This window comes from Ensifer meliloti (genome assembly GCF_030064585.1).
Classification (GTDB): Bacteria; Pseudomonadota; Alphaproteobacteria; order Rhizobiales; family Rhizobiaceae; genus Sinorhizobium; species Sinorhizobium meliloti.
On record NZ_CP120364.1, the window covers coordinates 106772 to 132902 of the forward strand.

Below are 26131 nucleotides of genomic sequence, written 5' to 3' on the forward strand. Positions count from 1 at the left end.
GACTCTTCCGCACCGCAGACGCGGCGCTGTTCCCATCCCTGTGACGAGCACAGGGATGAGGGCGGAGGGTGCGGTACTGACTGTGTTCACTAAACTGCATAGCGGCCAAGATCACTCGCCCAATATGCCCGGCAGGCGAAGACCCTTTTCACGAGCGCAGTCTACCGCAATGTCATAGCCTGCATCGGCGTGGCGCATGACGCCCGTTGCCGGATCGTTCCACAGGACCCGCTCGATGCGGCGCGCCGCATCGTCGGTACCGTCGCAGCAGATCACCATGCCGGAATGCTGCGAGAAGCCCATGCCGACGCCGCCGCCGTGGTGCAGTGACACCCAGGTAGCGCCGGAGGCGGTGTTGAGAAGCGCGTTCAGCAGCGGCCAGTCGGAGACCGCGTCGGAGCCGTCCTTCATCGCCTCGGTTTCGCGATTCGGCGAGGCGACGGAGCCGGAATCGAGGTGGTCGCGGCCGATGACGATGGGGGCCTTCAGTTCGCCGCTGCGCACCATTTCATTGAAGGCGAGGCCGAGGCGGTGACGATCGCCGAGTCCGACCCAGCAGATGCGTGCGGGCAGGCCCTGGAAAGCGATGCGCTCGCGCGCCATGTCGAGCCAGTTGTGCAGGTGCTTGTTGTCCGGCAGCAGTTCCTTCACCTTCCGGTCGGTCTTGTAAATGTCTTCCGGATCGCCGGAGAGCGCCGCCCAACGGAAGGGGCCGATGCCCCTGCAGAACAGCGGACGGATATAGGCCGGTACGAAGCCGGGGAAATCGAAGGCGCGCTCGAGACCTTCGTCCTTGGCCACCTGGCGGATGTTGTTGCCGTAGTCGAGGGTCGGGACGCCGGAATCCCAGAAGGCGAGCATCGCCTCGACATGGTCGCGCATCGAGGCGCGGGCGGCCTTCTCGACCGCCTTCGGGTCGCTCTCGCGCTTGGCCTTCCATTCGGCCATCGTCCAGCCCTTCGGCAGATAGCCGTTGATCGGATCATGCGCCGAGGTCTGGTCCGTGACCATATCGGGGCGGATGCCGCGACGGACCATTTCCGGGAGGATATCGGCTGCATTGCCGAGCAGGCCGACCGATTTCGCCTCGCCGGCTTTCGTCCAGCGCTCGATCATTTCCATGGCTTCTTCGAGCGTCTCGGCCTTCTCATCGAGATACCGGGTGCGCAGGCGGAAATCGATCGAGTCCGGGTTGCATTCGACGGCGAGGCAGCAGGCGCCGGCCATGACGGCGGCGAGCGGCTGGGCACCACCCATGCCGCCGAGGCCGCCCGTCAGGATCCACTTGCCTTTCAGGTTGCCGCCGTAATGCTGGCGGCCGGCCTCGACGAAGGTCTCATAGGTGCCCTGTACGATGCCTTGCGTGCCGATATAGATCCACGAGCCGGCGGTCATCTGGCCGTACATGGCAAGACCCTTCTTATCCAGCTCGTTGAAATGATCCCAGGTCGCCCAGTGCGGCACGAGATTGGAGTTGGCGATCAGCACCCGCGGAGCGTCCCTGTGCGTGCGGAAGACGCCGACCGGCTTGCCGGACTGGACGAGGAGGGTCTCGTCCTCGTTGAGGTCCTTCAGAGACGCCACGATGCGGTCGAAATCGGCCCAGGTGCGGGCTGCGCGGCCGATGCCGCCATAGACGACGAGCTCGTGCGGATTTTCGGCGACATCAGGGTCGAGATTGTTCATCAGCATGCGGAGCGGCGCTTCCGTCAGCCAGCTCTTGGCGCTGATCTCGGTGCCGCGCGGGCTGCGCACTTCGCGAATATTGTGGCGCGGATTGTTCATGTTCATGCCTCGCTCCCTGTCCTTTTGAGCTCTTTAGCGACTGTTTCGATGCGTTCCAGAATGGCTTTCAGCGGACGGCGAAGCCTGTCGGCTTTCGCCCTGTCCAAAGTGAAGGGCGGTGCTTCCGTCGCCAGATGCGTCGATTGCGCCAGTTCCATCTGGATCGCGTGCACGCCCTGTTCCGGGCGGCCATAGTGACGGGTCGTCCACCCACCCTTGAAACGGCCATTGAGGATATGGCTGTAACCGTCTGCTCCGGCTGCGATTTCTGCGGCTGCCTGTTCAATTTCAGTGGCGCAGGTCTTTCCCATATCGGTGCCGATATTGAAGTCCGGCAGCCGGCCTTCGAAGAGGAAGGGAATATGCGAGCGGATAGAATGGCAATCGTAAAGCACGGCCACGCCGTGGATCGCCTTGACGCGGGCGATCTCTGCGGCGAGCGCCGCGTGATAGGGCGCGTGAAAATCGCGCAGGCGCTCTGTTATGTCGACCTCCGTCGGACCTTCGCCTTCTTTCCAGATAGGCAGACCATCGAAATCGGTTTCGGGCACGAGCCCGGTGGTGTTCTGGCCGGGATAGAGGCTGACGCCTGCAGGATCGCGATTGGCATCTATGACGTAGCGGTGAAAGGTCGCGCGAACCGCGGTCGCGTCCGGCAGAAGACCTTGGTAGAGATCGTGGATGTGCCAGTCCGTGTCGGCGAGGATGCGGCCATTGTCGTTGAGCCGTTCCCGGATCGAGGCAGGCACGTCGATGCCCGTGTGCGGAAAGCCGAGGATGACGGGCGAGCTGCCCTGCCGGACTTCCAAGACGGCCATGTCAGTTCTCCAGTTTCGGAAGAATGCCGGTGGAGACGGCGGCAGCCAACCGGCCCGACGCGACGAGATCGCCCGCGGCCTTGAGGTCGTCGGCCATGTAGCGGTCTTCCTCGATACTGGAGGAGACGCTGCGCACGGCTGCGGCAGCCTTTTGAAGTTCCGGGCTGGTGGTGAGCGGGGCGCGGAACTCGATGCCCTGCACTGCGGCGAGCGCCTCGATGCCGATGATCGAAAACAGGTTTTCCGTCATCTGCAAAAGCCGGCGCGCACCGTGGCAGGCCATGGACACGTGGTCTTCCTGGTTCGCCGAGGTCGGCGTCGAGTCGACGGAGGCCGGATGGGAGAGTTGCTTGTTTTCCGACATCAGCGCCGCCGAAGTGACCTCGGCGATCATCAGTCCGGAGTTGAGGCCCGGCTTCTTGGCCAGAAAGGGCGGCAGGCCGTAGCTGAGCGCAGGGTCGACCAGAAGGGCGATGCGGCGCTGGGAAATGGCGCCGATTTCGCACACCGCGAGCGCGATCTGGTCGGCGGCAAATGCGACCGGTTCGGCATGGAAGTTGCCTCCGGAAACGACGGAATTGTCCGAAAGCACCAGCGGATTGTCGGTAACGGCATTGGCTTCGATCGTCAACGTGGCTGCGACGGAGCGCAGGAGATCGAGGCAGGCGCCATCCACCTGCGGCTGGCAGCGGATGCAATAGGGGTCCTGAACCCGCTCGTCGCCCTCGATATGGCTCTGGCGAATTGGGGAGCCGGTCAGCAGCTGCCGTAAGGCGGCGGCCGTGTCGATCTGGCCTTTGTGGCCGCGCAGCGTGTGGATATCCGGATGGAAGGGGGCGGAAGAGCCCATGGCCGCATCGGTCGAAAGGGCGCCGGTGATGAGGGCGGCCTGGCCGGCGCGGTGCGCGCGGAAGAGCCCGGCAAGGGCGAGAGCCGTGGAGACCTGCGTACCGTTGATCAGCGCCAGGCCTTCCTTGGCAGCAAGCGTTACCGGCGAGAGCCCCGCCGCCTTCAGTGCAGCGTCGCCTTTCATGCGTTCGCCGGCAAAGAAGGCTTCGCCATGACCCATCATCACGGCGGCCATATGGGCAAGGGGCGCCAGGTCGCCGGAAGCGCCGACCGAGCCTTTTTCGGGAATGAGCGGGATCACGCCCTTGTCCAGCATCGCTTCGATCAGCCGGACGAGCTCCAGCCGAACGCCGGAGGCGCCGCGGCCGAGCGAGATCAGCTTGAGCGCCATGATCAGGCGCACGATGTTTTCCGTGAGCGGCTGGCCCACGCCGCAGCAGTGCGAGAGGATCAGATTGCGCTGCAACGTCGCCACGTCGGAGCTGTCGATCTTGATCGAGGCCAGTTTGCCGAAGCCCGTGTTGATGCCGTAGACCGGCGCATTGCCCGCCACGATCTCGGCGATCCGCGCTGCGGCCTTGGCAATGCCGGCATCGAAGGCGGCATCGAGGCGCGCCGGTGCGCCGGTCCAGTAGATCGTTTCGAGGTCACTGAGCGGAACGGAGCCGGGCCTGAGAATGACGGTCATCGGAGAATCCTTTCACCCTTGAAGATCCGCTCCCGAAGGGGATTGAAACCGATGCGGTAGATCAATTCCGCCGGTTGATCGATGTTCCAGATGGCAAGATCCGCAGACTTGCCGGCTTCGATCGTGCCGGTCTCTCCGAGGATCCCGAGCGCACGGGCGGCCTCACGGGTAACGCCTGCGAGGCATTCCTCCAGCGTCAGGCGGAAAAGCGTCGCGGACATGTTCAAGGTGAGGAGCAGCGAGGTCAGCGGCGAAGTGCCGGGGTTGCAATCGGTGGCGATGGCGATGCGCGTTCCGGCTTCTCGGAGTGCTTCGACAGGTGGAAGCTGCTTTTCCCGGAGGGTGTAGAAAGCCCCGGGCAGGAGGACGGCGACCGTGCCGGCCTTCGCCATGGCGGCGGCTCCCGCAGCGTCGAGATATTCGAGGTGGTCGGCCGAGAGAGCGCCGTAGGAAGCAGCGAGCTCCGCGCCGCCGAGATCCGAAAGCTGTTCGGCGTGAAGCTTCACGGGCAGGCCGAGCGACTTCGCCCTGTCGAAGACCGAAGCGATTTCCGCCGGCGAAAAGGCTATGCCTTCACAGAAGCCGTCGACGGCGTCGGCGAGCCCTTCGGCGTGAGCTGCGGTGAGGCCTGGCAGGACGACTTCGGCGATGTAGTCGCCGTTGCGTCCGCGAAATTCCGGCGGGGTCGCATGGGCTGCGAGATAACTGGTGACGATGCGCACCGGGCGCAGGCTTTCCAGCCGGCGGGCGGCGCGCAGCATCTTGAGTTCGGCCTCGACGTTGAGACCGTAGCCCGACTTAACCTCGACGGTGGACACGCCTTCGGCGAGAAGGGTGTCGAGCCGTGGAAGTGCGGCCTCCACGAGTGCCTCGACGGAAAGGGCGTTGGTTGCCTCGACGGTCGAAGCGATGCCGCCTCCGGCACGCGCGATCTCCTCATAGGTCGCGCCTTCGAGGCGGAGCTGGAACTCCCGGGCGCGGTTGCCGCCATGGACGATATGCGTGTGGCAGTCGATCAGCGCCGGGGTGACCCAGCGGCCTTCGCAATCGAAGACCTGGTCGGCGCAAGCAAGCTCCGAAGGCAGACTGGCTTCGGGACCGGCATAGACGATCCGCTCGCCGCGAACGGCGATAACGCCGTCTTCGATGATCCCGAGTGGGCCCAGCTCCTCACGAAGTGTGGCAAGGCGTGCATTGCGCCAGAGGCTGGTTCTGGCAGGATTTGGGTTTTCGCTTCCGTCCATAGGTACCGCCCTTCTTCGCCAATAATGTATATACATAATACCGGCGATGACAAGTGAGAAATATGATCCGTGAGATAACGCGATGGGAGCTGCCGGCCAGAAGCACTGAAACAGGATCGGCATAGGGGGCGGCCGTTGTGACCGCGCCCCTGCCACACCACCCGGCATGCGGGTCCGCACCGGGCGGTTCGAAGAGTTGAGGTCAGGCGAGGCGGGGGATACGGAGGGCATCCATCCACCTGAGGGTTAGGACCGAATTGAGCAACATGCCGCTGTTGCGCCACCATCTGCGGCTGTTGACCGCGATCTGCCGTGCCACTTCGGGCTTGGCGCCCTTGGCAAGCAGGGCCTTGTAGGTGGTCTTGCCACGCTTCCAGTGCTTGAGCTGGATCGCGCGCACCCGGTGGCGCATCCATTCCTCCAGCTCCTTGAAGAGCCTTGGAGTTTGTGCCAGCCGGAAGTAGGCTTTCCAACCCAGAACATAGACGCGCAGGCGCTCGGCCACTTCCGCCATGCTGCGCCCGCCCGAACGGCGGGTCAGTTGCCGGACGCGGCGCTTGAACGCCTTGAGCGGCTTGTCGGCCACCCTGCGCTTGACCGCGCCATCCCGGCCCCGCCAGAAGCTGAAGCCGAGGAACTTGCGGCCAAACACACTGGCAACCGCGCTCTTGCCCTCGTTGATCGTCAGGTGCAGCCGTCCGTAAAGCCGCCGCAGAAGCGCCATGACCCGTTCGCCCGCCTTGCGGCTGCCAACGTAAACGTTGCAGTCGTCCGCATAGCGCACGAAGCAATGGCCCCGGCGTTCCAGTTCCTTATCCACCTCATCGAGCAGCACATTGGCCAGAAGCGGCGACAGCGGCCCGCCTTGCGGCGTGCCCATCACCCGCTCCTGGACCACGCCATGGTCCATGATGCCGCTGTTCAGATAGGCCCGGATCAGGCGGATAACCCGCTTGTCCGATATCCGTTTGCTGAGGCGGTCGATCAGGATGTCGTGGTTGACCCGGTCGAAGAACTTCTCCAGGTCGACGTCCACGACAATCCGCCGGCCCGACTGCACGTATGACTGCGCCTCGAGGACAGCGTCATGCGCACTACGGCCCGGCCGGAAGCCGTGGCTGTGCTCGCTGAAAGTGGGATCAAGGAGCGGCTGCAGCACTTGCAGCAGCGCCTGCTGGATCAAGCGATCCGTCACCGTCGGGATGCCGAGCTCGCGCTCGCCCCCATCCGGTTTCGGGATCGTCACCCGTCGCACCGGCATCGGCCGGTACGTTCCCGCCAGAACCCGTTCGCGGATGCCAGGCCACGACGTGCGCAGATGAGCCGCGGTCGCCTCGATGGACAGACCGTCCGCACCAGCCGCGCCCTTGGTGGCCTTCACCCGTTTCCAAGCTCTTTGCAGGTTCTCGCGCGCCAGGGCCGCTTCCAGCAGCCCCGGCCCTGTGCTCTGCGCGTCACAGCGCGGGCAGGTCGCTTCATCGCTGCCCGGTTCAGACAGGGCGGCTTCACCCTGTCTCCCCCCGGACCGCCCCGCTCTCGCGGGCATCTGATGCCTGGCTTCCTGCATCGCTATGCCTCAAGCACTCCTCTTCGTTCGGTCCTTCGCCGCGGATACGGCTACTACGACCTCTGCTGACTTCTCGCTCCGGCTCGACACCGTCGCCCTTTCAGGCGCAAGGCGAGATCTCCCCGGGTAAGAACGCATTCCTTCACCGCACCACCGCCGGATCTACGCCGCCGCCCCTTGGTCACGAGAGCTTCGCGGTTCATGGCCCGCTCGCCCTGGTCGGCACCGCCTCATATCCGGTTCTTGTTCATCGGCACGCGGTTTACGCTCCACGCTTCCTCCCCACGCTCGGTCACCCTCACGCAGTTGCGCTTCACTTCACTCGCTGTGACCAGCTCGTGGCGGGACTTCCCCCCCAGGAATGCGCCCATGCCGGGCGCACCACAGAAAAGCCCCGAACTTCCGTCCGGGGCTTATGGAGAGAACTGAGGTCTGGCCTGCGTCGGCGACTATGCGGAAGCGGGAAGCTATTCCGCCGCCGCAGTCGCCAGGCGCCGCCGATGGGATCGCAGTCCTGCATAAAGGACGGCGAGCGAAGCCACCGGAAACAGTGCCGCGAAGAAGCCGAGATCCGCGGCAGCCGTATTCTCGAGCACCCGTCCGCCGATCGCCGTGCCGGTCGCGATGCCGAGATAGATCGCCGAGGCGTTGAGCGACAGGGTCAAATGGGCAACCTCCGGCGCGAAGCCGACGATGCGGCTCGCCTGGGCCGGCGGAAACGCCCAACCGACGATTCCCCATGGCACCATTATGCCGATCAGCAGCAAGCCGGCGAGATCGCGCGTGAGGAAGTGCAGGCCGAAGGCGATCATCAGCGAGACCGCGAGCGCGGAGATCAGCGAAGCTGTCACCACGCGCGTGGCGCCGAGCCGGTCGGCCAGATAGCCGCTGGAGAGATTGCCGATCACCGCGCCGACCCCGAAGGCGAGCAACAGCCCCGGCAGCGCCAGTTGCGAAAGCCCGGCTCCGTCGATCGCCAGCGGGGCGAGATAAGAGATGATCATGAAGCCGCCGGTGAGATACAGAAACGTCACCATGAGCGACGAGGCCACGCCCGGACGGCCGATGGCGCCGAAGCGCTCGGACATTGTCAGCTTCGTTCCACTGAGGCCCCGCGGCAGGCGCAGCCAGAGCACGGCAGCGCAGGTGAGCCCAAGCAGAGCGACCGCCCCGAACGTGCCGCGCCATCCCCAGAAGGCGGCAATCAGCGCGCCGAGGGGCGCGCCCAGCGCCACGGCGAATGTGGTGCCGCCCACCACGATTGAAATCGCCAATGCGCGGTGCTCCGGTCCTGCCAGTGAAACCGCCGTCGCTTGCGCCGTGGCGGCAAACAGTCCGCTTGCCATTCCCATCACGATCTGGGCGAGCAGCAGCGTGGTGAAGGAGACGCTCATCGCCGCGATGCAGTTGCCGACGACGAATACGAGCATTGCATTCACCAGCAGTCGACGCCGGTCCGCCGCGCCGGCCAGGGCCGAAAGCAGCGGCGCGCCGATGGCATAGGAAAGCGAGAACAGCGTGATCAGGTGCCCCGCATGTGGAATGGTCGTGTGCGTGTCGGCAGCGATCGACGGCAAAAGGCTTGAAAAGACGAAGCCGACCGTGCTCATCGTAAAAGAGCCAACGGCGAGCCAGATGATGCGCTTGTCCATCGGGAGACCCCGCTTGTTCAAAAGATATTGAACTATTGAACTTGGTTGCTCGCCGTGTCAATATGCCGAGACTGCTAATCGTTGATCCAATGACCCTACCGCATCCCACCGCCGATCAGATCACCCTGTCCAGTGTCCTAGCGGCCCTCGGCGATCCGACGCGCCTGGCGATCGTGGGCTATCTCGCCCGCCGCGCCGGACGGCCGACCATGTGCCTGAACTTCACGGATTTCGGCTCCAAGACCAATATCAGCTATCATCTGGCCAAGCTGCGCGAGGCGGGCATCACGCGTACCGAGGTCTCCGGTACCAGCCGGTTGATCACGCTGCGGCGCGACGATCTCGACATCCGCTTTCCCGGCCTCCTCGATTCCATTATCACCGCCGCGGTGGACCTGCCCATGGTCAAGAAGATCGAGGATGCAGAGGAGGAGGCCCTGGCACAAGGCGAGGCGCGATAAAGAACCGCCCGCCTCTTCTTCAGGCCGGGTGATGGCGCTTAGCTGAGTGCCGCTCGACCAGCGCGACGAATTGCCGGCCCGCCACATCCAGCCTGCCGCTGTTGTCGATGACCGTTACGTCGGCATCGGCGATGATGTCGGGTGCCTGCCGCGTCAGGCGGCGGAGCACGTCTTCCTCGCTCTCCCGGCCGCGCTCCGCCAGCCGCTTCGCCAGCACCGGCGGCTCGGCGGTGATCACCGCAACGGCGATCGTACCGAACGCCTGACGAATGGCGGGGAGGGCGGCGCGGCTGCCGTTTACGATCGCGGTCATGCCTTTGGCGATCTTTTCGGCGATCTCTGCCGGGATGCCGTAGCTCAACCCATGCGCCTGCCACGAAACGGCAAAAGCGCCGCTCCGGCTCATCTCCTCGAATTCGGCGTCGGACACGCTTTCGTGCACTTCGCCGCCTGCATCCGACGGTCTTGTGATCGCCCGCCGGACGAAGAGAATATCGGGCCGCTGCGCGAAATGGCGGGCGGCAAAGCCCATGACGCTGTCTTTCCCGGCACCGCTCGGACCGACGACGACGATGAGCGTTCCGGATACTCGATCGGCGGTGGTCATGCGACACGCCGTCCTTCGCGCCAGACCGAGCGGACGACCGGTATGCCCTCCGGCCGGCGGACGCGCGCGATGTCGGCGCGCAGCCCCACGGCGATCCGGCCGCGATCTTCGAGCCCGACTGTGCGGGCGGGCGTCGCCGTCACCATCGCAATAGCCTCGGGAAGGCCGATCGATTCGACCTCGTCTGCCAGTATGAAAGGCGCATGGATCAGGCTGAAGGGAACGTAATCGGAAGAAAGCACGTCGAGGACGCCGCGCTTCGCTAGATCGCGCGCGGCGATATTGCCGGAATGTGACTTGCCGCGCACGATATTGGGCGCGCCCATCAACACGCTGAGGCCCGCGCGGTGCGAGGCTTCCGCCGCCTCAAAGCTTGTCGGGAACTCCGCAAGGCGAATGCCGTAGCCGATCGATTCTTCGACATGCTCGACCGTCGCATCGTCGTGGCTGGCGACCGTGATGCCGCGCTCGGCGCAGGCTTTTGCGAGCGCGTTTCGATGCGGTGTCGCATAGCGGGCCGAGAGCGCCTGCTGACGCTCGATGAATGCGGCGAACGCGTCGTCGGTAAGGCCGCGCTTGGTTTTGTAGTAGAGCGTGTACTGGTCCATCGTCTGGAACTGGCGCTGCCCGGGCGCGTGGTCCATCAGCGAAACCAGACGGACCTGCGGGTCGTTCCGGAAGTCCTCATAGTGCTCCAGCACGTCGGCGGTCGACACTTCGCAGCGCAGATGGATCAGGTGATCGGCCCGCAGACGGCCCTCTTGCTTGGCCTGGGCGAGCGCATCGGCCATGCTGCGCATCTCGCCCTTCGGAAAGCCGCTGTCCTCGTCCGAGCCCAGGCGCAGACAATCGAAGACGGTGGTGATGCCGGAGGTGACGACCTGGGCGTCATGGGCCTGGATGGCCGCGATCTTCAGCCAGCGAACCCCGGGGCGCGGAGAATAATGCGCCTCGAGATGGTCGGTGTGCAGTTCGACCAGCCCGGGCAGCAGGTAGTCACCCTCGAAATCCTCGCCCGTGGCGCTCGCCCCTTCGGAGATGTCGGCGATCCTGCCGTCGCGGATCAGCACCGAACCGTCGAGGATCCGGTCCTCCAGAACGATGCGGGCGTTGGTCAAAACCTGTTCTTTGGGCATGTCATGCAATCTTTCGTTCGGATGCGCCGCCAAGCGGCAGCAGGGAATGGACGGTGAAAGGAGCGCCGCGGCGCTCTTCGGCGAAAAGCGCAATCGTCGAGACGGCAAGCGGCTTGCCGATGAATTCGGCGAAGACCGTTTCGAGCGCCATTCTCATGGGCCGCTGCATTTCTTCGGGCACCGGCCCCGTCAGTGTCAGATGGAACTGGAACTCCTCGAAGACGTATGGGTAGCCCCATGCGGCCAGGTACTCGCGCTGACGCTGCGTAAGCCTCTCCGGATTGCGGCGGGCGAGATCGGCTTCCGAAAGCGGCGCCCGGAATGGCTCGAAACGGCGAACCGCCTGCTCCGCAAGGCGCTGCAGGGGCGGACAAGGCTCGGCGGAGACGAGCGCGAAGAAGGGGCCGATCTGATGCAGGACGATCTCCGGCACTTCGAACGGCTCGATCTCCGCGGCGAACTCGTCGAAAGCCGCGATCAAGTCGGCTTCACGGCGGCTGGAGCTAAGCCCGAAGGGTGCCTTCAGAGTCCCGTGGAAGCCGTAACGGCGGGGCTCGGTCGTCAATGCCATCTGCTCTTCACGTCCTATTGCCGGATTTTCCGGGCAGTCCAGAGCGCCGCCGGTGAACGCGTCGCGTCCCAGCCAACGCGAAGCGGTCTGCGACAGCCGGTCATCGGACGGCGGCGCGAAGTAGATTGCATAGCGCACGGGTTCACACTTTCTTCATCAGTCGCCTCGACGCAGTTTGCCCCGAGTCGATGGTTCGCGGGATGAAATGCGCAGCTAGCCGATTTGCATGACAACATCATGATGACATCGGCTCAGAACGCAAATCGGTTCGGAGCGGGATGGATTGTTTGCAGCTTCGCCTGCTCCCGCTCCAGTTATCAGAATCAGTTCGTCATTATCCGAATCGGCCGATCCGTTTCTAGATCACAATGATTCTAGGTCGGGTCGACCCAAAAAACATGAACGTGATCGATTCCAGAAAGTTGAGACGCGGGATGCGGGCGGAAAACCGCACACTTTTTCTCATCCCGCTCTAGTGTGTACGGCCGATGAGGCGCGATCGGCAGAGATTGGAGATGCTGTCGAAAACGAACACGACCATCAAGATCAGCAGCACCATATAGGCGACATTTTCCCAATCCGAATTTGTGCGCATCGCCTCCCACAGCTTTAGGCCGATCCCGCCGGCGCCGACGGCGCCGATAATGGTGGCCGAACGCGTGTTCGACTCCCAGAAATAGAGGGCCTGGCTGGCAAAGACCGGCAGGACCTGCGGCAGCACGCCGAAGCGCTGCACGGCGACCGGCGCGGCGCCGACCGATTTGACGCCCTCACGCTGCTTGTCGTCGATATTCTCGAGCGCTTCGGAGTAGAGCTTGCCCAGCGTGCCCGTGTCGGTGAAGAAGATCGCCGAGATGCCCGCGAGCGGCCCGGGCCCGAAGGCGCGCGTGAAGAACAGCGCCCAGATGAACATGTCGACCGACCGCAGGAAATCGAAGAAACGCTTCACGAACTGATTGGTGAGGCGGCTCGGCGTGATGTTGCGCGCCGCGAGGAAGCAAAGCGGGAAGGCGATGAAGGAAGCGAAGAGCGTTCCGACGAAAGCCATGACGATCGTCTGCAGGAGCTTGGTCCACACGTCCAGATGCTGCCATTCCGCATTGTAGAGGGTGTTGTTCCAGGCAAGGGAGAGATTTGAGCGCGCCGGATCGATCCGTTCTCCAGAGACGATCAAGGAGGCGACTTCGCTGTAGGGCTTCCCGAAGAAGGGCGAGTTGGTGTCGAAGAGGAAATTCACCCAGCCGAAGAAGCGATTGCGGATGGAGACCTCGTCGCCCTCCACTTCGGCCCAGCCGGTGGCGCCGAAGGACAGCGTCACCTTCTCGCCCGGCCGCTTCTGGATCGCCCAGGAGGGAAGGGGTCCTTCCGGCGTCACGTTGTCCGCGCCGTCGACCTGAAGCACGAGCGTCTCGCCCGAGTGTGTGACTGTCACCAGCTTTTCGGCGACGTCGATACGCGTGGAGCTATCGAACTTCACCACGGCGTGCGTGACGACTTCTTCGGTGCGGGTCGTGGCGGCATCTTCCTGCGGCGTCGAATTCGTGTCGGCGCCGCGCGCCGCGTTGGGCGCCATGAAGCTGAACGAGGAGGCGGTCTTTGGCTTCTGGACTTGCGCCGCGGCCGCCGGAGCGGCGACGGTTCGCGTCACCGTCTCCTTTTCGAGCGTGACCCATTCCGGGCTCGGATCGTCTCCAAGCGGCGAATTGCGCCCGAAGGACACGCTCATCGTTCCATCGGGTGCGACGGCGATCTCGGGCCGCACTTCGTAAGATACCCAGTCTGCGAGATAGGTGCCGGCAATCCCCCAATTGGCATTGGCGAGCACGTGCCCGATCGAGAAGAACCACCAGCTGAAGATCATGTAAAGAACGACGCCAGCCGTTATCAGTGCCGTGCTGCGCCGCTTGGCGGCCGACGACTGCAGGAGATGCGGGTGGCGCGCTGCGATAGCTTCCATTTCGCGCGCATCGAGGTTTGTCGAGGCAATCATGATGCGGTCCTATTGCGCAAGCTGAAAGGCCTGGTCGCCCACGAGGCGGCGGCGAAGCCAGGCGGAGAACTGATCGACGGCGAAGATCGTGGCGAAGAGCAGGAGGACGATCGCGAGCGTCTTCGCTTCATGCCCCTGGCCGATCGACAGGCGCAGGAGTTCCCCGATGCCGCCCCCGCCGACGGCGCCGATGATCGTCGAGGCGCGCACGTTGATTTCGAGCCGGAGCAGAAAATAGCTGGTGAAATTGGGCAGCACCTGGGGGACCATGCCGAACCAGACCCGCTCGATCCAGTTGGCGCCGACGGCACGCAGACCTTCCTCCGGTTTCATGTCCGCATTCTCGACCACTTCGAAGAACAGCTTGCCGAGCGCGCCGATCGTGTGGATCGACACCGCAGCGATGGCGGGAATAGGCCCAAGCGAAAGGATTGCTAGGAAAAAGCCGGCGATGACGACTTCCGGAAAGGCGCGCAGGATTTCCATCAGCCGGCGTACGATGCCCCTGATCCAGGGATTGGGCATCAGATTTTTCGCGGCGAGGAAGCACAGGATGAAGCCGAAGAAGACGCCGATGACAGTCGAAAAGATGGCGATGTTCACGGTCTCCAGCATCTTGTGAACATATTCCGGGACGTAGAAGCTCTCGGTCACATAGAGGCGCCCATCCGGGTAATTGTATTTGAAACTGCCGTCGTCATAGGGCGAAGGCAGGTCGAAGAGGGCGCGAACGATCTCTATCGGATCGCGCGGCATGAGATGTCCGACGAAATCGAAGAAGTGCGGCAGCCGGTCGAAGAACTTGCCCGCGTTCGACTCGTTCGCGAACCAGAGCGAACTGAAAAGCGTCAACGCGAGAAATGCGAGACCGAGCCAGGTATAGAGACGCCGGCGATTGTTGAGCTCCTGCCAGTGACGCTCGATAAGAGCGCCGTTCTCGCTGAGGTGCCGTTTAGACACGGAAGTGGCCATTGGGTTTCCGGCTGGGGGCCGGCCTCTAGAGCGCTTCCGGGAAGAGGAAGTGCGTCGTTTCAAAAAGTGGGATCGTTTGATCGAGACGATCCGGAGCGGGCGGCTGCAGGTGCCCGATAGTCGAACGCCGGCCGCAGCTTTGCGGCCGGCGCAGGATGACGCGCGTTCGGCGATCAGCCGCCGATCGTCGCCTTGCGGGCGTCGATGATCGGCTTGTAGAAATCGCTGTTGACCTCGACGAAACCGGTGAAGTCGCCGCCCTGGATGGCGGAGAAGCAGGCGGCGTCGGTCTTCGGCAGATCCATCATGAACTGCTTGAACTTGGCCTTCATGTCGTCGTTCAATGCGGTACGCACGACGATCGGGCCGTTCGGGATCAGCGGCGATTTCCACAGTTCGACGAGGTCGTTCATGTCGACGATACCCTTGTCGACCATCTTGCGCAGGTTGCCCGAGGTGTAGCCGTCCTTGAACTCGCCGACGCCCGAGCCGAAGGTCGTGCCGGCATCGAAGGTGCCCTTCACGACTTCAAGCACGAGGTTCTCGTGACCGCCGCCGAAGCCGGTCTCGCCGAAATATTCCTTGACCGGCGCGCCGATCGCTTCCGGCAGGGTGACGAGGGGAACGAGATAGCCCGAGGTCGAGTCCGGATCGGCGAAGCCGAGCTTCTTGCCCTTCAAGTCTTCGAGCTTTGTAATGCCCGAGTCCTTGCGGGCGACCATGATCGAATGATAGCCCGTGGAGCCGTCGGTCTGGACGGTCGTCAGGATCGGCTCGACCGCGTCTGCCTTGGCGAGATAGATCTTGGCATAGCCGGAGGCGCCGAGTTCGGCGTAATCGAGCGTGCCGCCGAGGAGGCCCTGGATCACGCCGTCATAGTCGGCCGCCGGGAAGAGGGAGACCTTCTCGACGCCGATGGCTGCCGGGAGCTGATCGACGAGGCACTGGTAGTTGCGCAGGCGGTCGGCTTCGTTTTCGCCGCCGATGATGCCGACGCGGAATTCCTTCAGGTCTTCGGCCTGTGCGTGGCCGACGAGGGCGAAAAGCGCGACCGCGCTCAGAAGAGCTTTTTTAAGCATTGGGTTCGTTCTCCCGTTTTCCCGGACGCGCCGGGGTCTTTCTCGGTTTCGAAAAGGCGCCCTTGACGCGGGCATTCGATCGCGGCGGACCTTAAGGGCCGGCCAGTGCCAGCGGCTTCAAGCCGGCCGATGCTGTTTCCCGCGAGGGTTCCGCGGGGATGTTGATGCTGGTCGAGGTCATCGACTCCTCGATCGCCGTTTCCGCGCCATAGATCGCCGCGACCGCGGCGGCGGTAAGATCCTTCGGCTGCCCGTCGAAGACGACCCGGCCATGCGCCATGCCGATGACCCGCTCGCAATAGTTCCGCGCGGTATCGAGCGTATGCAGATTGGTAATCACGGTGATGCCGTCGCGCTCGTTGATGTCGCGCAGCGCGTCCATCACGATCTTGGCGTTGAGCGGGTCGAGCGACGCGATCGGCTCATCGGCGAGCAGCACCTTCGGCTGCTGCATCAGCGCGCGGGCGATTGCGACGCGCTGCTGCTGCCCACCCGAGAGCGTGCCGGCCGGCTGAAGGGCGGTCTGTTCGATCCCCAGACGCTCCAGTGCACCGATCGCCATGATGCGCTCTTCGCGGCTGAACATGTTGAGGACACTCAGTACGGTGGATCGATGGTTGAGCCGCCCGAGGAGAACATTGGTCAGCACGTCGAGGCGAGGCACCAGATTGAACTGCTGGAAGATCATCGCGCAGTCGCGCTGCCACTTGCGCAGAGCCGCCCCCTTGAGCGAGGAGACCTGTACGCCGGCGAATTCGATCGAGCCGAATGAGGGGTCCACGAGACGGTTTATCATGCGCAGGAGTGTCGACTTGCCGGCGCCGGAGCGACCGATAATGCCAACCATCTGACCATGCGGTATGTCGAAGGTAACCGAGCTGACGGCTGTCTTCTTGCCGAACTGGCGGGTTACGTTCTTCAACTGAAACATTGGCAGCAGTTCCTCTTTCGGGGAGACCGGTCATCGGTATGACCCTGCCATATCCGCGCTTCATGAAAGCGCAGTGTCAGTTTCGTGTAGGTTCTGTAACAGTGCACAGGTGCGGTTCATGAACCTCGAACGCTTCGGCCGAAGTCATCGTGACCTGTGAGACCCGTCATCCCCGCAGCCTGCGGCGCAGGTCGGCTTCCAACCGCGGATCGAACGGCAGCGGAAGTGCGGATTGGTCGGCGCCGAAGCCGCAGCTTTCGGCAATCGCCTTGGCTTCACGCTTGAACTTGCCGATGGAGACTGACCGGCCTTGTTCGAGCCAGCCGGCCCCGTGGAGGATGAAATCGGCGCCGGAAAGCAACGAAGCTGCGGTCGCACGCGCGCCTTCGCTGCCGGCTTGGCCGTCGTCCATCTTAGCCGATGTGACGCCGCCCTCGCCGCGAACCGGCACGCCCAGCCGGCGAGCGAGTTGGACCGCATAGATCTGCATCAGATGCGAGGCAGGATCGCCATAGCAGGGCAGCATGCTGCGCATATCGAAGGGAATGCCGAACAGTCCCATCACCACCGGCGCGCCCGGCGACCAGAGCTGTGCGAGGGCCAGCCCTGCCAGGACCTCGGCATATCCCTGGATCAACGTGCCTGCACCGGTCACCGGCGACGTCGCTCCCATCATCATGTAGGAGGTCACCATGCAAGCCTGACGGCGCTGCGCGATTGCGCGCAGGCACTTCAGCGGATTTTCCTTGTACGTCAGCGGCGGCGTGGCGTTGATCAGGTGCAGCAGTTCGCATTCTCCGGCCTTCGGCTCCCGCCCGACCGCCATCGAGACCGCGTCGATCACCTGTTCAGCGGCTTCCGGAGATGCGATAGTGCCCATGAACGGTTTGTCGGACAGTGTGAGGTGGGCGAGCGCCATCTCCATGGGCCGGTCGGCCTCCGCCACATCGTTCAGCACGCAGATCATGTGGCCCGTGTTCGAGATTGCCGGTGCCGCATGGGCCATCGAGACCAGCCGTCGGTAAATCTCCAGCGATCCGGCAGCGCGGCGGCCGTTAGGGAGCAGGACGTTCGGCGCGCCGTAGATCGGTGCGATGGCCGCAGGTTGGCCAGCGCCTATTCTGGTGTCGCGGTCCGGATTGCGGCCTCTAAGGACAAAGCTCTGCGGTGCGCTTCCCCTGATGATCTGACGCAGGCGAGACCCTTCGAGGAAAACGCAGTCGTCCTTTATGATTCCGCCGTGCTCGCGCCAGAGGTCGAGCGTCTCCGGGTCGTCCTCGAACCGAATGCCGACCTCTTCGAGGACGCGATCTGCTCCCGCTTCGATTTGCCCGAGCGCCGACTCGTCGACCGTGATGATCCCGTGGCCCGTCAGGGCCGATCCGAGATCGGAACTCGAGATCGATTGCAGACCAAGCATCGGCGATTTCCAATTGGCTGGGCGCGCTGCCCTTTGTCGAGCTAGGTATCACGTCTGCGGGCGGGAATTTGTCGCGATTGCGACCCGGTTCGCGAAATTGCTTCAGCTCTGCAGGCGACCCGGGTCGAATTGTCGGGGATCGAGCCCTTCGGCCCGGAAGCCTGCGGGCGGTGCGGTGCCGCTCAGTAGGGCAGCCGCCAGAGCGCCCAGCGCAGGCGAAGTCAGGATCCCATAGCCCCCCTGGCCGGCCAGCCAGAAGAAATCCGGGCAGCCTGGCGCAAAACCGATGACCGGAAGCCGGTCGGGGGAAAAGCTGCGCAGACCCGCCCAGCTCTTGACGATTCTTCTTACCGGGACCGTCGTCGCCTCCTCGACGTAGTGTGCGGCCCAGGCGACGTCGATCTCCTCCGGCTGAACGTCCGATGCTTCGCACGGCGTCGCGTCGGCGGGCGAGGCGAGCAGCCTCCCTCCCTCGGGCTTCATGTAAAAGTCTTCGTCTACCTCGTTGATTTCCGGAAGCTTTGCTGCATCTATGCCTGCAGGCAGGTCGACGGTGATGGCGGTGCGCCGATGCGGGACGATGCCGCTCGGGCTTACGCCGAAGATCGCGGCAACCGGGTCCGCCCAGGCACCGGCCGCGTTGACGACGACCTTGGCCCCGATCTCACCGGCCGCCGTGCCCAGCAGCCAGCCCGATCCATGATGCCGAGCGGCAAGGATTTCATGGCGCTCGAGGATGTCGCAGCCGTTGCGGCGGGCGCCCTTGACGTAGCCCTGGAGCAGGTTCTCGACTTCGATGTCCCAGAAATTCGGGTCGTGGAAGGCGGCTGCGACATAGTCGGGCTTGAGGATCGGAACGCAGGCAAGCGCCTCGTCCTTCGTGAGCCGCTGGATTTCTGGTGTGAATTCGCGTTCTTCGGCGAGCAGCTTTTCAAATCGATCGAGTTTCCCGGCACCCGCGATCATCACGCCGCCGCGCTGCCTTAGCAGCGGCACGTCGCTAAAGCCTTCCGGCGGCCGATCGAAGAAGGCCCTCGATATCGTCGCGAGCTTGCAGATCTCCGGCGCGTTGTATCTGAGAACGAACTCGGCGGCCGAGCGGCCGGTGCTGTGATAGCCGAGCGCCTCCTCCCGTTCCAGGACGGCGACGGAACGATGCGGGCTCAGAAAATAGGCGAGCGACAAGCCGGCGATCCCGCCCCCGATAATCACCACGTCGTAGTTTGGCATGTACCGCTCCCGCAACTTGCCGGCGGAGAATAGGGACGGTTCGGGCACCGCTCAAATTTATAGTGGCAAATGTCGCTATCAATCCTGCTGATGGTGGCAATGATCCAACGCTTCGGTGTCGGCGACATGGGCGAGGAAGGCGGCTTCGGCCGGATTGAGAATGGAATTCGGATTCGAAATGCGGAAAACGTCGGTCGTCGGCAGGTCGCGATAGGGGGGCAACTGCCACAAATCTCCCGCGGCTACGGACTCGCTGGCGATATGGTCGGGCAGCATGCCGATCCCGACATTGGCGGCGATCAGCCGCATAACCTCCTCCACGTTGCAGGAGACGCCCCGAACCTGCTGGCCAAAGGAGCCTACGGCGCGGACTGCGGTCACGGAATTCATGTGCTGACCGCCGAGCACATCCGCTATGAAGGCGATGTAAGGATCGCCGCGCAGATCGTGGAAATCGACACCTTCGACGCCGAAAAGCCGGTGGCCGCGGCCGCAGTAGAGCGCGTAGCGTTCGCGTATGTGGAAGCTCTTGTTCAAACCCTCCGGTATAATGCCGTCGCAAAGACCCATCGTCGCAATGTTGCGCTCGACGGCGCTCAACACGTCGACGGTCGTTGCCACCGTCATGGAAATCGTGACCTTCGGATGCATGCGGAAGAAGCTGCCGAGCTTCCGGTCCCAGGCGGGATTGTGGGCGTGGCTCACCGCATGGATGTTGAGATGGCCGGTGATCTCCTCGCCCGCCGTTTCCAGAACATGCGGCAGGCGAATGACGGCCGCGAAGATGTCGCGGCACTGGAGGTGCAGTTTCTCACCCGCTTCCGTCAGATCGAAACGCCCCGGACGGCGGTCGATCAGTTTCTGCCCGATGGTCTGCTCGAGCCGTTTGAGGGCCATGCTGACGGCGGGCTGCTGCAGGAGCAGCCGATTTGCGGCCGCCGTGATGCTGCCTTCCTCGACGACCACGACGAAGGTGCGCAACAGGTTCCAATCGAGATTGTGGGCGAAACGTTCAAGGCGGTTGTTGGTCATGGTGGCCGGCGGAGCGAAAATGTACTTTATGCATATTCAGAAGAATGGTCGCTTGCACAAGGCCAATCGCCACGGCGTCGATCAGATGAATCATGCAGCGGGCGCATGAGCCAGTGTCTCAATTTCGTTTGAAAGCCTTGATCCGGCTTGCGATAACACAGACGCGACAATGCGACGGGAGATAGAGATGGCCGGCAAAAGCCAATTCCAGTGGGACGATCCGTTCCTCCTCGAGGATCAACTGAGCGAAGACGAGCGGATGATCCGCGACACGGCGCGCGCCTATGCCCAGGAAAAGCTGCAGCCGCGCGTGATCGATGCTTACCGCGAGGAGACGACGGACCCGTCGATCTTCCGCGAGATGGGCGACCTCGGCCTGCTCGGCGTGACCGTGCCCGACACCTATGGCGGCGTCGGCGCGTCCTACGTCGCCTACGGTCTCGTCGCACGCGAGGTGGAGCGCGTCGATTCCGGCTATCGCTCGATGATGAGCGTGCAATCGTCGCTCGTCATTTATCCGATTTTCGCCTACGGCTCGGAAGAGCAGAAGCGGAAGTACCTTCCGAAGCTTATCAGCGGCGAGTGGATCGGCTGCTTCGGGCTGACCGAGCCGGACGCCGGCTCCGATCCGGCGGGCATGAAGACCCGAGCGATCAAGACCGAGGGCGGCTACCGTCTGGTCGGCTCCAAGATGTGGATCTCCAATGCCCCGCTCGCCGATGTCTTCGTCGTCTGGGCGAAATCGGAAGCACATGACAATGCCATCCGGGGTTTCGTGCTGGAAAAAGGCGCGAAAGGCCTTTCCGCACCGAAGATCGGAGGCAAGCTCTCGCTGCGCGCCTCGATCACCGGCGAAATCGTCCTCGACAATGTCGAGGTCGGAGAGGAGGCGCTGCTGCCGAACGTCGAGGGGCTGAAGGGACCATTCGGCTGCCTCAACCGTGCTCGCTACGGAATTTCCTGGGGCGCGCTCGGCGCGGCCGAATTCTGCTGGCATGCGGCCCGCCAGTACGGTCTCGACCGCAAGCAGTTCAACCGGCCGCTCGCACAGACCCAGCTTTTCCAGAAGAAGCTCGCCGACATGCAGACCGAGATCGCGCTCGGGCTGCAGGGCTCGCTCCGGGTCGGACGGCTGATGGACGAAGGCCGCATGGCGCCGGAGATGATCTCCATCGTCAAGCGCAACAATTGCGGCAAGGCACTCGATATCGCACGCATGGCCCGCGACATGCACGGCGGCAACGGCATTTCCGAGGAATATCAGGTCATGCGCCACATGATGAACCTCGAGACCGTCAACACCTATGAGGGCACGCACGACGTGCATGCGCTGATCCTCGGCCGCGCCCAGACCGGGCTGCAGGCCTTCTTCTGAGCGCCGCCGCCATGGAAGCGCCGCTCAAGGGCATCCGCGTGCTCGAACTTGCCCGCATTCTGGCGGGGCCCTGGATCGGGCAGACCCTTGCCGATCTCGGCGCTGACGTCATCAAGGTCGAGAGCCCGGCCGGAGACGACACCCGGACCTGGGGACCTCCCTTCGTGACAGGCGAAGACGACGAAAGGCTGGATGCCGCCTATTTCCACGCGTGCAACCGCGGCAAGAGGTCTGTCGTTCTCGATTTTACGACCGCAGAGGGGCAGGAGGCGGTGCGCCGCCTTGCCGCGCAAGCCGACGTTCTGCTCGAGAACTTCAAGGTCGGCGGTCTCGCCAAATACGGCCTCGATTATGAAAGTTTGAGGAAAGTCAATCCGCGCCTCATCTATTGCTCCGTGACCGGATTCGGTCAGGACGGGCCCTATGCTCACCGCGCCGGCTACGACTACATCGTCCAGGGCATGAGCGGCATCATGGACCTGACGGGCGAGCCGGATCGCGAACCGCAAAAGATCGGCGTTGCCTTTGCCGATATTTTCACGGGGCTCTATGGTGTCATCGCCGTTCAGGCGGCCCTGGCGCAGCGGGAACGCACGGGCGAGGGCCAGCAGATCGACATGGCGCTGCTGGACTGCATGACGGGCGTGCTCGCCAATCAGGCGCTGAACTTTCTCGTTTCCGGCAAGGCGCCGCGCCGGCTCGGCAATGCCCATCCGAATATCGCACCTTACCAGGTGTTCCCGACCTCCGACGGACACCTGATCGTCGCCGTCGGCAACGACCGCCAATTCGTGAAATTCTGCGAACTCCTCGGCCGACCGGACCTCGCGGCCGACGCGCGCTACCGCACCAATGCAGACCGCGTGCAGCACCGCGACAGCCTGACGCCGGAACTTGCGGCGGAAACCGGGAAGTACGAGAGGGACACGCTGCTCGAAAAGCTCGAAGCGTCAGGCGTTCCCGGCGGCCCCATCAACACCATCGCCGACGTATTTGCCGACCCTCAGATCGTTCATCGGCAGATGCGGGTGGACACGCCGCATACCGGTGCAGCCGCGGGAACATCGCCGGGCGTCAGAACGCCGATCCGCTTTTCCGGCGCAACCCTTGCCCTGGACCGTGGCGTGCCTCGGCTCGGGGAACATACGGAGGAAGTGCTGGCGGAGATCGGAATGAGTTCGTCGAAGGGGGGATAAGTTAATTTCAGCCTGAATATATCCCCCTCACCCTAACCCTCTCCCCGCAAGCGGGGCGAGGGGACGAGTGCGAGGCCGCCCCGAGTCCCCTTCGCCCCGCTTGCGGGGAGAAGGTGGCCGGCAGGCCGGATGAGGGGCTTTCCTCACTCCTTCAAAGCACGGCCGAATACGCGCGACAGCCGTTCTGCGAAGGCGCGCGGGTCCTCGGGCCTGTCGCCGTCGAGGACGCGTGCCTGGTCGAGGAGAAGCTTGACCGCGTCCTCGCGGAAGGCTTTGTCCTCCGAGGGGCAGGTGGCAAGCGCGGCGATCAGCTGATGGCCGGGATTGATTTCGAGGACGGGTTTTGGCGCGCCCTCGATACGCCCGGCACCCTGCAGCATCTTCTGGAGCTGCCGGTCCGGTCCCTGTTCGGGCGCAACCAGGCAGACGGCGCTTTCCGTCAGCCGGTCGGAGGTTCGCACGTCTGAAACAGCCTCGCCGAGCGTCTCCCTGGCGAAGCTCACGAAGTCGGTGACTGCGGCGCCTGCTTCCGGGGAAGCGGCGGCCGCATCGTCCTTCTTGGCGATGCCCGCGAGATCTGCCGCACCTTGCGTGATCGACTTGAACGGCTTTCCATCGAAGTCGGGCGCGGTCGTCACCCAGAAGCTGTCGACCGGGCACGTCAGGAGAAGCACCTCGATGCCGCGGGCGCGAAAACCTTCGAGCTGGGGCGACGCCTTCAGCTGGGCGAGGTTGTCGCCGGTCAGGTAGTAGATAGCCGACTGGCCTTCCTTCATCTCCTTGACGTAGTCGCTCAAGGCGCGCGGCTTGTCGTCATCCGCGGTCGTGCGGAAGCGCGACAGCGCAAGAAGCTGGCCCCGCCGCTCGAAATCTTCGTAAATGCCCTCCTTGATCACGCTGCCGAAGTTTTCCCAGATCTTGGCGAAGGCCTCGGAATCGCTTTCCGCAAGCTTTTCGATGCTGGTCAGGACGCGGTTCGTCAGCCCCTTGCGGATATTTGCGAGAAGAGGACTTTCCTGGATCATTTCCCGCGAGACGTTGAGCGGCAGGTCGGCCGTGTCGACAAGGCCGCGTACGAAGCGCAGGTAGCGCGGCAGCAGCTCCGCCTCGTCGGTGATGAAGACGCGCTTGACGTAGAGCTTCATCCGGCCCTTGCGATCGGGGTCGAAAAGATCGAAGGGCTTCGAGCCCGGCACGAAGGCAAGCGCGGTATATTCGTGGCGCCCCTCGGCGCGGAAATGTACCGTCAACGCCGGCTCGTCATACTGCCCGGCAACGCCGCGATAGAAATCCGTATAATCGTCCTTGCTGATCTCGCTTTTCTGCTTCGTCCAGAGCGCCGTGCCGTCTGCGACCTGTGCCGGTTCTGCTCCGGGCTTTTCGACGATCGAGATCGGAACCGGCACGTGACCGGACTGCTCCTTGACGATGCGCTCGACCGTCCAGCGCGAGGTGAAGGTCTTGGCGTCGTCCATCAGATGCAGCGTAATGCGCGTACCGCGCGCCGGCGCGTCCGCGAGATCGACCGCCGAAACCGTGTAGCTGCCCTTGCCGTCGGATGCCCAGTGCCAGGCCTTGTCGGTACCGGCGCGGCGGGAAACGACATCGACATTGTCGGCGACCATGAAGGCCGAATAGAAGCCGACGCCGAACTGGCCTATGAGCTGGGCGCCGTCCTTGTTCTGCGCTGCTTCGATCCGCTCCATGAAGGCGCGCGTGCCGGAGCGTGCAATCGTGCCCAGCGATTCGACAAGCTCGTCGCGGCCCATGCCGATGCCGTTGTCCTCGATGACCAGGCGGGCATTCTCCTCGTCGAGCGTCAGCGTGATGCGCGAGGCGGGATCGCTGCCGAGGAGCTCCGGGGCGACGATCGCTTCGTAGCGCAGCTTTTCGCAGGCGTCGGCCGCGTTCGAAATCAGTTCGCGGAGAAAGACGTTCTTGTCGGAATAGACGGAGTGCACCATCAGGTGCAGCAGCTTCGCCACATCGGCTTCGAAGACATGTTTCTCTACGGACGTTTCGACTTCACTCATCGCGTTTTCGGCCTCCTTGATGTTTGCTCCCAATTGGCAAGCCGCGGCCTGAATTTCAAGGGTCGTCTTGCGGCAGCCCCGCTTCGGTGCGAAGCTCCTATCCGATGGAAGCGCTGCTCGTCATCAATGCCGGCTCGTCCAGCCTGAAGTTCCAGATCTTCGGGATCGCCACGGCGGGGCTCGAGCGGCAGGTTCGTGCGAAACTGGACGGCATCGGAACCCAGCCGCGCCTGAAGGCGACGGCAGCCGACGGCACCGAGCTCATCGATCGGCGCTTAGATGCGACCGCCGTTAGCGACCTTCCCGCGGCCCTCTCGGTAGCACGCGACTGGCTGGCGACGCTTCGCGGTTTCGACCTCCGGGCGATCGGCCACAGGGTGGTGCATGGCGGTCCGGATTACGTCCGGCCGGTGCTGATCGACACGACGGTGCTCGACCGTCTGGCAAGCTATCAGGACCTCGCGCCGCTGCACCAGCCCAACAATCTCGCGCCGATCCGGCTCGCCATGGAAATCAAGCCCGACGTGCCGCAGGTTGCCTGTTTCGACACGGCCTTCCATCGGGGCCGTGCCGAGCACACCGATTGCTACGCCCTGCCGCGCACCTTCTATGAGCAAGGTGTGCGGCGCTATGGCTTTCATGGGATTTCCTATGAGTATATCGCCGGTCGGCTGCGCGAGGTGGCGCCGGAGGTCGCCCGCGGCCGGGTGATCGTCGCCCATCTCGGCAGCGGCGCGTCGATGTGCGCGCTGAAGGACGGACGCAGCGTCGAGACGACGATGGGCTTTACCGCGCTTGACGGGCTGCCGATGGGCACGCGACCGGGCCAATTGGATCCCGGCGTCGTTCTCCACCTGCTCACGGACCAGGGTATGAGTGCACAAGCCGTGTCGGACCTCCTCTACCACCGGTCCGGCCTGAAAGGTCTCTCCGGCATATCGAACGACATGCGCGAGCTTCTGGAGAGCGATGACCCGCGCGCTTCCTTCGCGATAGACCATTTCGTGCATCGCTGCGCGCTCGATGCCGGCATGCTGGCCGCAGCCTTGGGCGGCCTCGACGCTTTCGTCTTTACCGCCGGTATCGGCGAAAACTCCGCGCCGATCCGGGCCCGTATTTCCGAAGGTCTCGCCTGGCTTGGCGCGCAGTTCGATCCCGCCGCAAACGATGCAGGCGCCTCGGTCATCTCGAAGGCAGGGAGCCGTGTCGCGCTCCACATCGTGCCCACCGACGAGGAACTGATGATCGCCCGCCATACGCTTGCGATCATCCGTGCTTCTTGAAGAGCCGGCCCGAAAACTGATCGTTCCGACAGACCCCCTCTGGCCTGCCGGCCATCTCCCCCACAAGGGGGGAGACGATTTGCGGCATGTTTCACGCTTCAGCCGAAGCGTCCACATGTAGAAGCGTTCAGCATGAGACAGATGGCAAGCTGCACATATTCTCCCCCCTTGTGGGGGAGATGGCCGGCAGGCCAGAGGGGGCCGTTCCGGCA

General features: G+C 63.7%; 21 protein-coding genes. 4 read left to right on the forward strand and 17 right to left on the reverse strand.

The window, feature by feature from the left end; all coding sequences use genetic code 11:
* Positions 1-111 precede the first annotated feature (111 nt).
* The 6 genes from hutU to PZL22_RS00470 all read right to left on the reverse strand — a co-directional run bounded on the left by hutU (position 112) and on the right by PZL22_RS00470 (position 8603).
* Positions 112-1785 (reverse strand): urocanate hydratase, encoded by a 1674-nt coding sequence (hutU, locus tag PZL22_RS00445; RefSeq protein ID WP_284718504.1) that lies wholly within the window; start codon positions 1783-1785, stop codon positions 112-114.
* A gap of 2 nt (positions 1786-1787) precedes the next feature.
* Entirely contained in the window at positions 1788-2603 is an 816-nt protein-coding gene (gene hutG, locus PZL22_RS00450) for an N-formylglutamate deformylase (RefSeq protein WP_284718390.1), read from the reverse strand.
* 1 nt (position 2604) lies between these two features.
* Positions 2605-4140 (reverse strand): histidine ammonia-lyase, encoded by a 1536-nt coding sequence (hutH, locus tag PZL22_RS00455; protein ID WP_284718391.1) that lies wholly within the window; start codon positions 4138-4140, stop codon positions 2605-2607.
* Positions 4137-5384 (reverse strand): imidazolonepropionase, encoded by a 1248-nt coding sequence (hutI, locus tag PZL22_RS00460; RefSeq protein WP_284718392.1) that lies wholly within the window; start codon positions 5382-5384, stop codon positions 4137-4139. Before hutI ends, hutH begins: the two co-directional genes overlap by 4 nt.
* A 202-nt stretch (positions 5385-5586) precedes the next feature.
* Positions 5587-6951, reverse strand: a complete 1365-nt coding sequence (gene ltrA / locus PZL22_RS00465) for a group II intron reverse transcriptase/maturase (RefSeq protein ID WP_284718393.1) — start codon at positions 6949-6951, stop codon at positions 5587-5589.
* 467 nt (positions 6952-7418) lie between these two features.
* Positions 7419-8603 (reverse strand): MFS transporter, encoded by a 1185-nt coding sequence (locus tag PZL22_RS00470; RefSeq protein WP_284718394.1) that lies wholly within the window; start codon positions 8601-8603, stop codon positions 7419-7421.
* 89 nt (positions 8604-8692) lie between these two features.
* Between PZL22_RS00470 and PZL22_RS00475 the strand changes: the two genes are divergently transcribed.
* Positions 8693-9064, forward strand: coding sequence for an ArsR/SmtB family transcription factor (locus tag PZL22_RS00475; RefSeq protein WP_284718395.1), 372 nt, complete (start codon positions 8693-8695; stop codon positions 9062-9064).
* A gap of 19 nt (positions 9065-9083) precedes the next feature.
* On the opposite strand, the gene phnN is transcribed toward PZL22_RS00475, so the two are convergent.
* From phnN to PZL22_RS00525, 10 genes are all read right to left on the reverse strand, one after another.
* The gene (gene phnN / locus PZL22_RS00480) at positions 9084-9671 is read right to left on the reverse strand and encodes a phosphonate metabolism protein/1,5-bisphosphokinase (PRPP-forming) PhnN (protein ID WP_284718396.1); all 588 of its coding nucleotides are present in this window, start codon (positions 9669-9671) and stop codon (positions 9084-9086) included.
* Positions 9668-10807 (reverse strand): alpha-D-ribose 1-methylphosphonate 5-triphosphate diphosphatase, encoded by a 1140-nt coding sequence (locus tag PZL22_RS00485; RefSeq protein ID WP_013850709.1) that lies wholly within the window; start codon positions 10805-10807, stop codon positions 9668-9670. Before PZL22_RS00485 ends, phnN begins: the two co-directional genes overlap by 4 nt.
* Before the next feature lies 1 nt (position 10808).
* Complete coding sequence (locus PZL22_RS00490) at positions 10809-11516, reverse strand: DUF1045 domain-containing protein (protein WP_003536452.1); 708 nt, start codon at positions 11514-11516, stop codon at positions 10809-10811.
* Between the two features lie 334 nt (positions 11517-11850).
* Positions 11851-13368 (reverse strand): phosphonate ABC transporter, permease protein PhnE, encoded by a 1518-nt coding sequence (gene phnE, locus PZL22_RS00495; RefSeq protein ID WP_284718397.1) that lies wholly within the window; start codon positions 13366-13368, stop codon positions 11851-11853.
* A 9-nt stretch (positions 13369-13377) separates the two neighbouring features.
* Positions 13378-14340: a phosphonate ABC transporter, permease protein PhnE gene (phnE, locus tag PZL22_RS00500; protein WP_284718398.1), complete on the reverse strand. Its 963-nt coding sequence runs from the start codon at positions 14338-14340 to the stop codon at positions 13378-13380.
* Between the two features lie 173 nt (positions 14341-14513).
* Positions 14514-15419: a phosphonate ABC transporter substrate-binding protein gene (phnD, locus tag PZL22_RS00505; protein WP_010975698.1), complete on the reverse strand. Its 906-nt coding sequence runs from the start codon at positions 15417-15419 to the stop codon at positions 14514-14516.
* A gap of 91 nt (positions 15420-15510) precedes the next feature.
* The gene (gene phnC, locus PZL22_RS00510; RefSeq protein ID WP_003536464.1) at positions 15511-16350 is read right to left on the reverse strand and encodes a phosphonate ABC transporter ATP-binding protein; all 840 of its coding nucleotides are present in this window, start codon (positions 16348-16350) and stop codon (positions 15511-15513) included.
* Between the two features lie 166 nt (positions 16351-16516).
* Entirely contained in the window at positions 16517-17770 is a 1254-nt protein-coding gene (locus tag PZL22_RS00515; RefSeq protein ID WP_003536465.1) for a trimethylamine methyltransferase family protein, read from the reverse strand.
* Positions 17771-17872: 102 nt separating this feature from the next.
* Entirely contained in the window at positions 17873-19000 is a 1128-nt protein-coding gene (locus PZL22_RS00520) for an NAD(P)/FAD-dependent oxidoreductase (protein ID WP_003536466.1), read from the reverse strand.
* 78 nt (positions 19001-19078) lie between these two features.
* On the reverse strand, positions 19079-20032 hold the full coding sequence (locus PZL22_RS00525; protein WP_003536467.1) for a LysR family transcriptional regulator: 954 nt from the start codon (positions 20030-20032) through the stop codon (positions 19079-19081).
* 187 nt (positions 20033-20219) lie between these two features.
* Between PZL22_RS00525 and PZL22_RS00530 the strand changes: the two genes are divergently transcribed.
* Both PZL22_RS00530 and PZL22_RS00535 read left to right on the forward strand, forming a co-directional pair.
* The gene (locus tag PZL22_RS00530) at positions 20220-21407 is read left to right on the forward strand and encodes an acyl-CoA dehydrogenase (RefSeq protein ID WP_003536470.1); all 1188 of its coding nucleotides are present in this window, start codon (positions 20220-20222) and stop codon (positions 21405-21407) included.
* Between the two features lie 11 nt (positions 21408-21418).
* On the forward strand, positions 21419-22603 hold the full coding sequence (locus PZL22_RS00535) for a CaiB/BaiF CoA transferase family protein (RefSeq protein ID WP_127516189.1): 1185 nt from the start codon (positions 21419-21421) through the stop codon (positions 22601-22603).
* A 143-nt stretch (positions 22604-22746) separates the two neighbouring features.
* On the opposite strand, the gene htpG is transcribed toward PZL22_RS00535, so the two are convergent.
* Positions 22747-24636 carry a molecular chaperone HtpG gene (gene htpG, locus PZL22_RS00540; protein ID WP_003536473.1) on the reverse strand — a complete coding sequence of 630 codons (1890 nt, stop codon included), beginning with the start codon at positions 24634-24636 and terminating at the stop codon, positions 22747-22749.
* A gap of 104 nt (positions 24637-24740) precedes the next feature.
* Here htpG and PZL22_RS00545 point away from each other — a divergent pair, with 104 nt between their 5' ends.
* On the forward strand, positions 24741-25919 hold the full coding sequence (locus tag PZL22_RS00545; protein WP_003536475.1) for an acetate/propionate family kinase: 1179 nt from the start codon (positions 24741-24743) through the stop codon (positions 25917-25919).
* The last annotated feature ends 212 nt before the right edge of the window (positions 25920-26131 follow it).

What these genes read in the sequence shown, in the direction of transcription:
- hutU (WP_284718504.1), bottom strand. Translation starts at nt 1,785, where the DNA reads ATGAACAATCCGCGCCACAATATTCGCGAAGTGCGCAGCCCGCGCGGC.
- PZL22_RS00525 (WP_003536467.1), bottom strand. Translation starts at nt 20,032, where the DNA reads ATGACCAACAACCGCCTTGAACGTTTCGCCCACAATCTCGATTGGAAC.
- PZL22_RS00520 (WP_003536466.1), bottom strand. Translation starts at nt 19,000, where the DNA reads ATGCCAAACTACGACGTGGTGATTATCGGGGGCGGGATCGCCGGCTTG.
- phnC (WP_003536464.1), bottom strand. Translation starts at nt 16,350, where the DNA reads ATGTTTCAGTTGAAGAACGTAACCCGCCAGTTCGGCAAGAAGACAGCC.
- htpG (WP_003536473.1), bottom strand. Translation starts at nt 24,636, where the DNA reads ATGAGTGAAGTCGAAACGTCCGTAGAGAAACATGTCTTCGAAGCCGAT.
- PZL22_RS00535 (WP_127516189.1), top strand. Translation starts at nt 21,419, where the DNA reads ATGGAAGCGCCGCTCAAGGGCATCCGCGTGCTCGAACTTGCCCGCATT.
- PZL22_RS00530 (WP_003536470.1), top strand. Translation starts at nt 20,220, where the DNA reads ATGGCCGGCAAAAGCCAATTCCAGTGGGACGATCCGTTCCTCCTCGAG.
- phnN (WP_284718396.1), bottom strand. Translation starts at nt 9,671, where the DNA reads ATGACCACCGCCGATCGAGTATCCGGAACGCTCATCGTCGTCGTCGGT.
- ltrA (WP_284718393.1), bottom strand. Translation starts at nt 6,951, where the DNA reads ATGCAGGAAGCCAGGCATCAGATGCCCGCGAGAGCGGGGCGGTCCGGG.
- hutG (WP_284718390.1), bottom strand. Translation starts at nt 2,603, where the DNA reads ATGGCCGTCTTGGAAGTCCGGCAGGGCAGCTCGCCCGTCATCCTCGGC.
- phnE (WP_284718398.1), bottom strand. Translation starts at nt 14,340, where the DNA reads ATGGCCACTTCCGTGTCTAAACGGCACCTCAGCGAGAACGGCGCTCTT.
- hutI (WP_284718392.1), bottom strand. Translation starts at nt 5,384, where the DNA reads ATGGACGGAAGCGAAAACCCAAATCCTGCCAGAACCAGCCTCTGGCGC.
- hutH (WP_284718391.1), bottom strand. Translation starts at nt 4,140, where the DNA reads ATGACCGTCATTCTCAGGCCCGGCTCCGTTCCGCTCAGTGACCTCGAA.
- PZL22_RS00470 (WP_284718394.1), bottom strand. Translation starts at nt 8,603, where the DNA reads ATGGACAAGCGCATCATCTGGCTCGCCGTTGGCTCTTTTACGATGAGC.
- phnD (WP_010975698.1), bottom strand. Translation starts at nt 15,419, where the DNA reads ATGCTTAAAAAAGCTCTTCTGAGCGCGGTCGCGCTTTTCGCCCTCGTC.
- PZL22_RS00485 (WP_013850709.1), bottom strand. Translation starts at nt 10,807, where the DNA reads ATGCCCAAAGAACAGGTTTTGACCAACGCCCGCATCGTTCTGGAGGAC.
- PZL22_RS00545 (WP_003536475.1), top strand. Translation starts at nt 24,741, where the DNA reads ATGGAAGCGCTGCTCGTCATCAATGCCGGCTCGTCCAGCCTGAAGTTC.
- PZL22_RS00475 (WP_284718395.1), top strand. Translation starts at nt 8,693, where the DNA reads ATGACCCTACCGCATCCCACCGCCGATCAGATCACCCTGTCCAGTGTC.
- PZL22_RS00515 (WP_003536465.1), bottom strand. Translation starts at nt 17,770, where the DNA reads ATGCTTGGTCTGCAATCGATCTCGAGTTCCGATCTCGGATCGGCCCTG.
- phnE (WP_284718397.1), bottom strand. Translation starts at nt 13,368, where the DNA reads ATGATTGCCTCGACAAACCTCGATGCGCGCGAAATGGAAGCTATCGCA.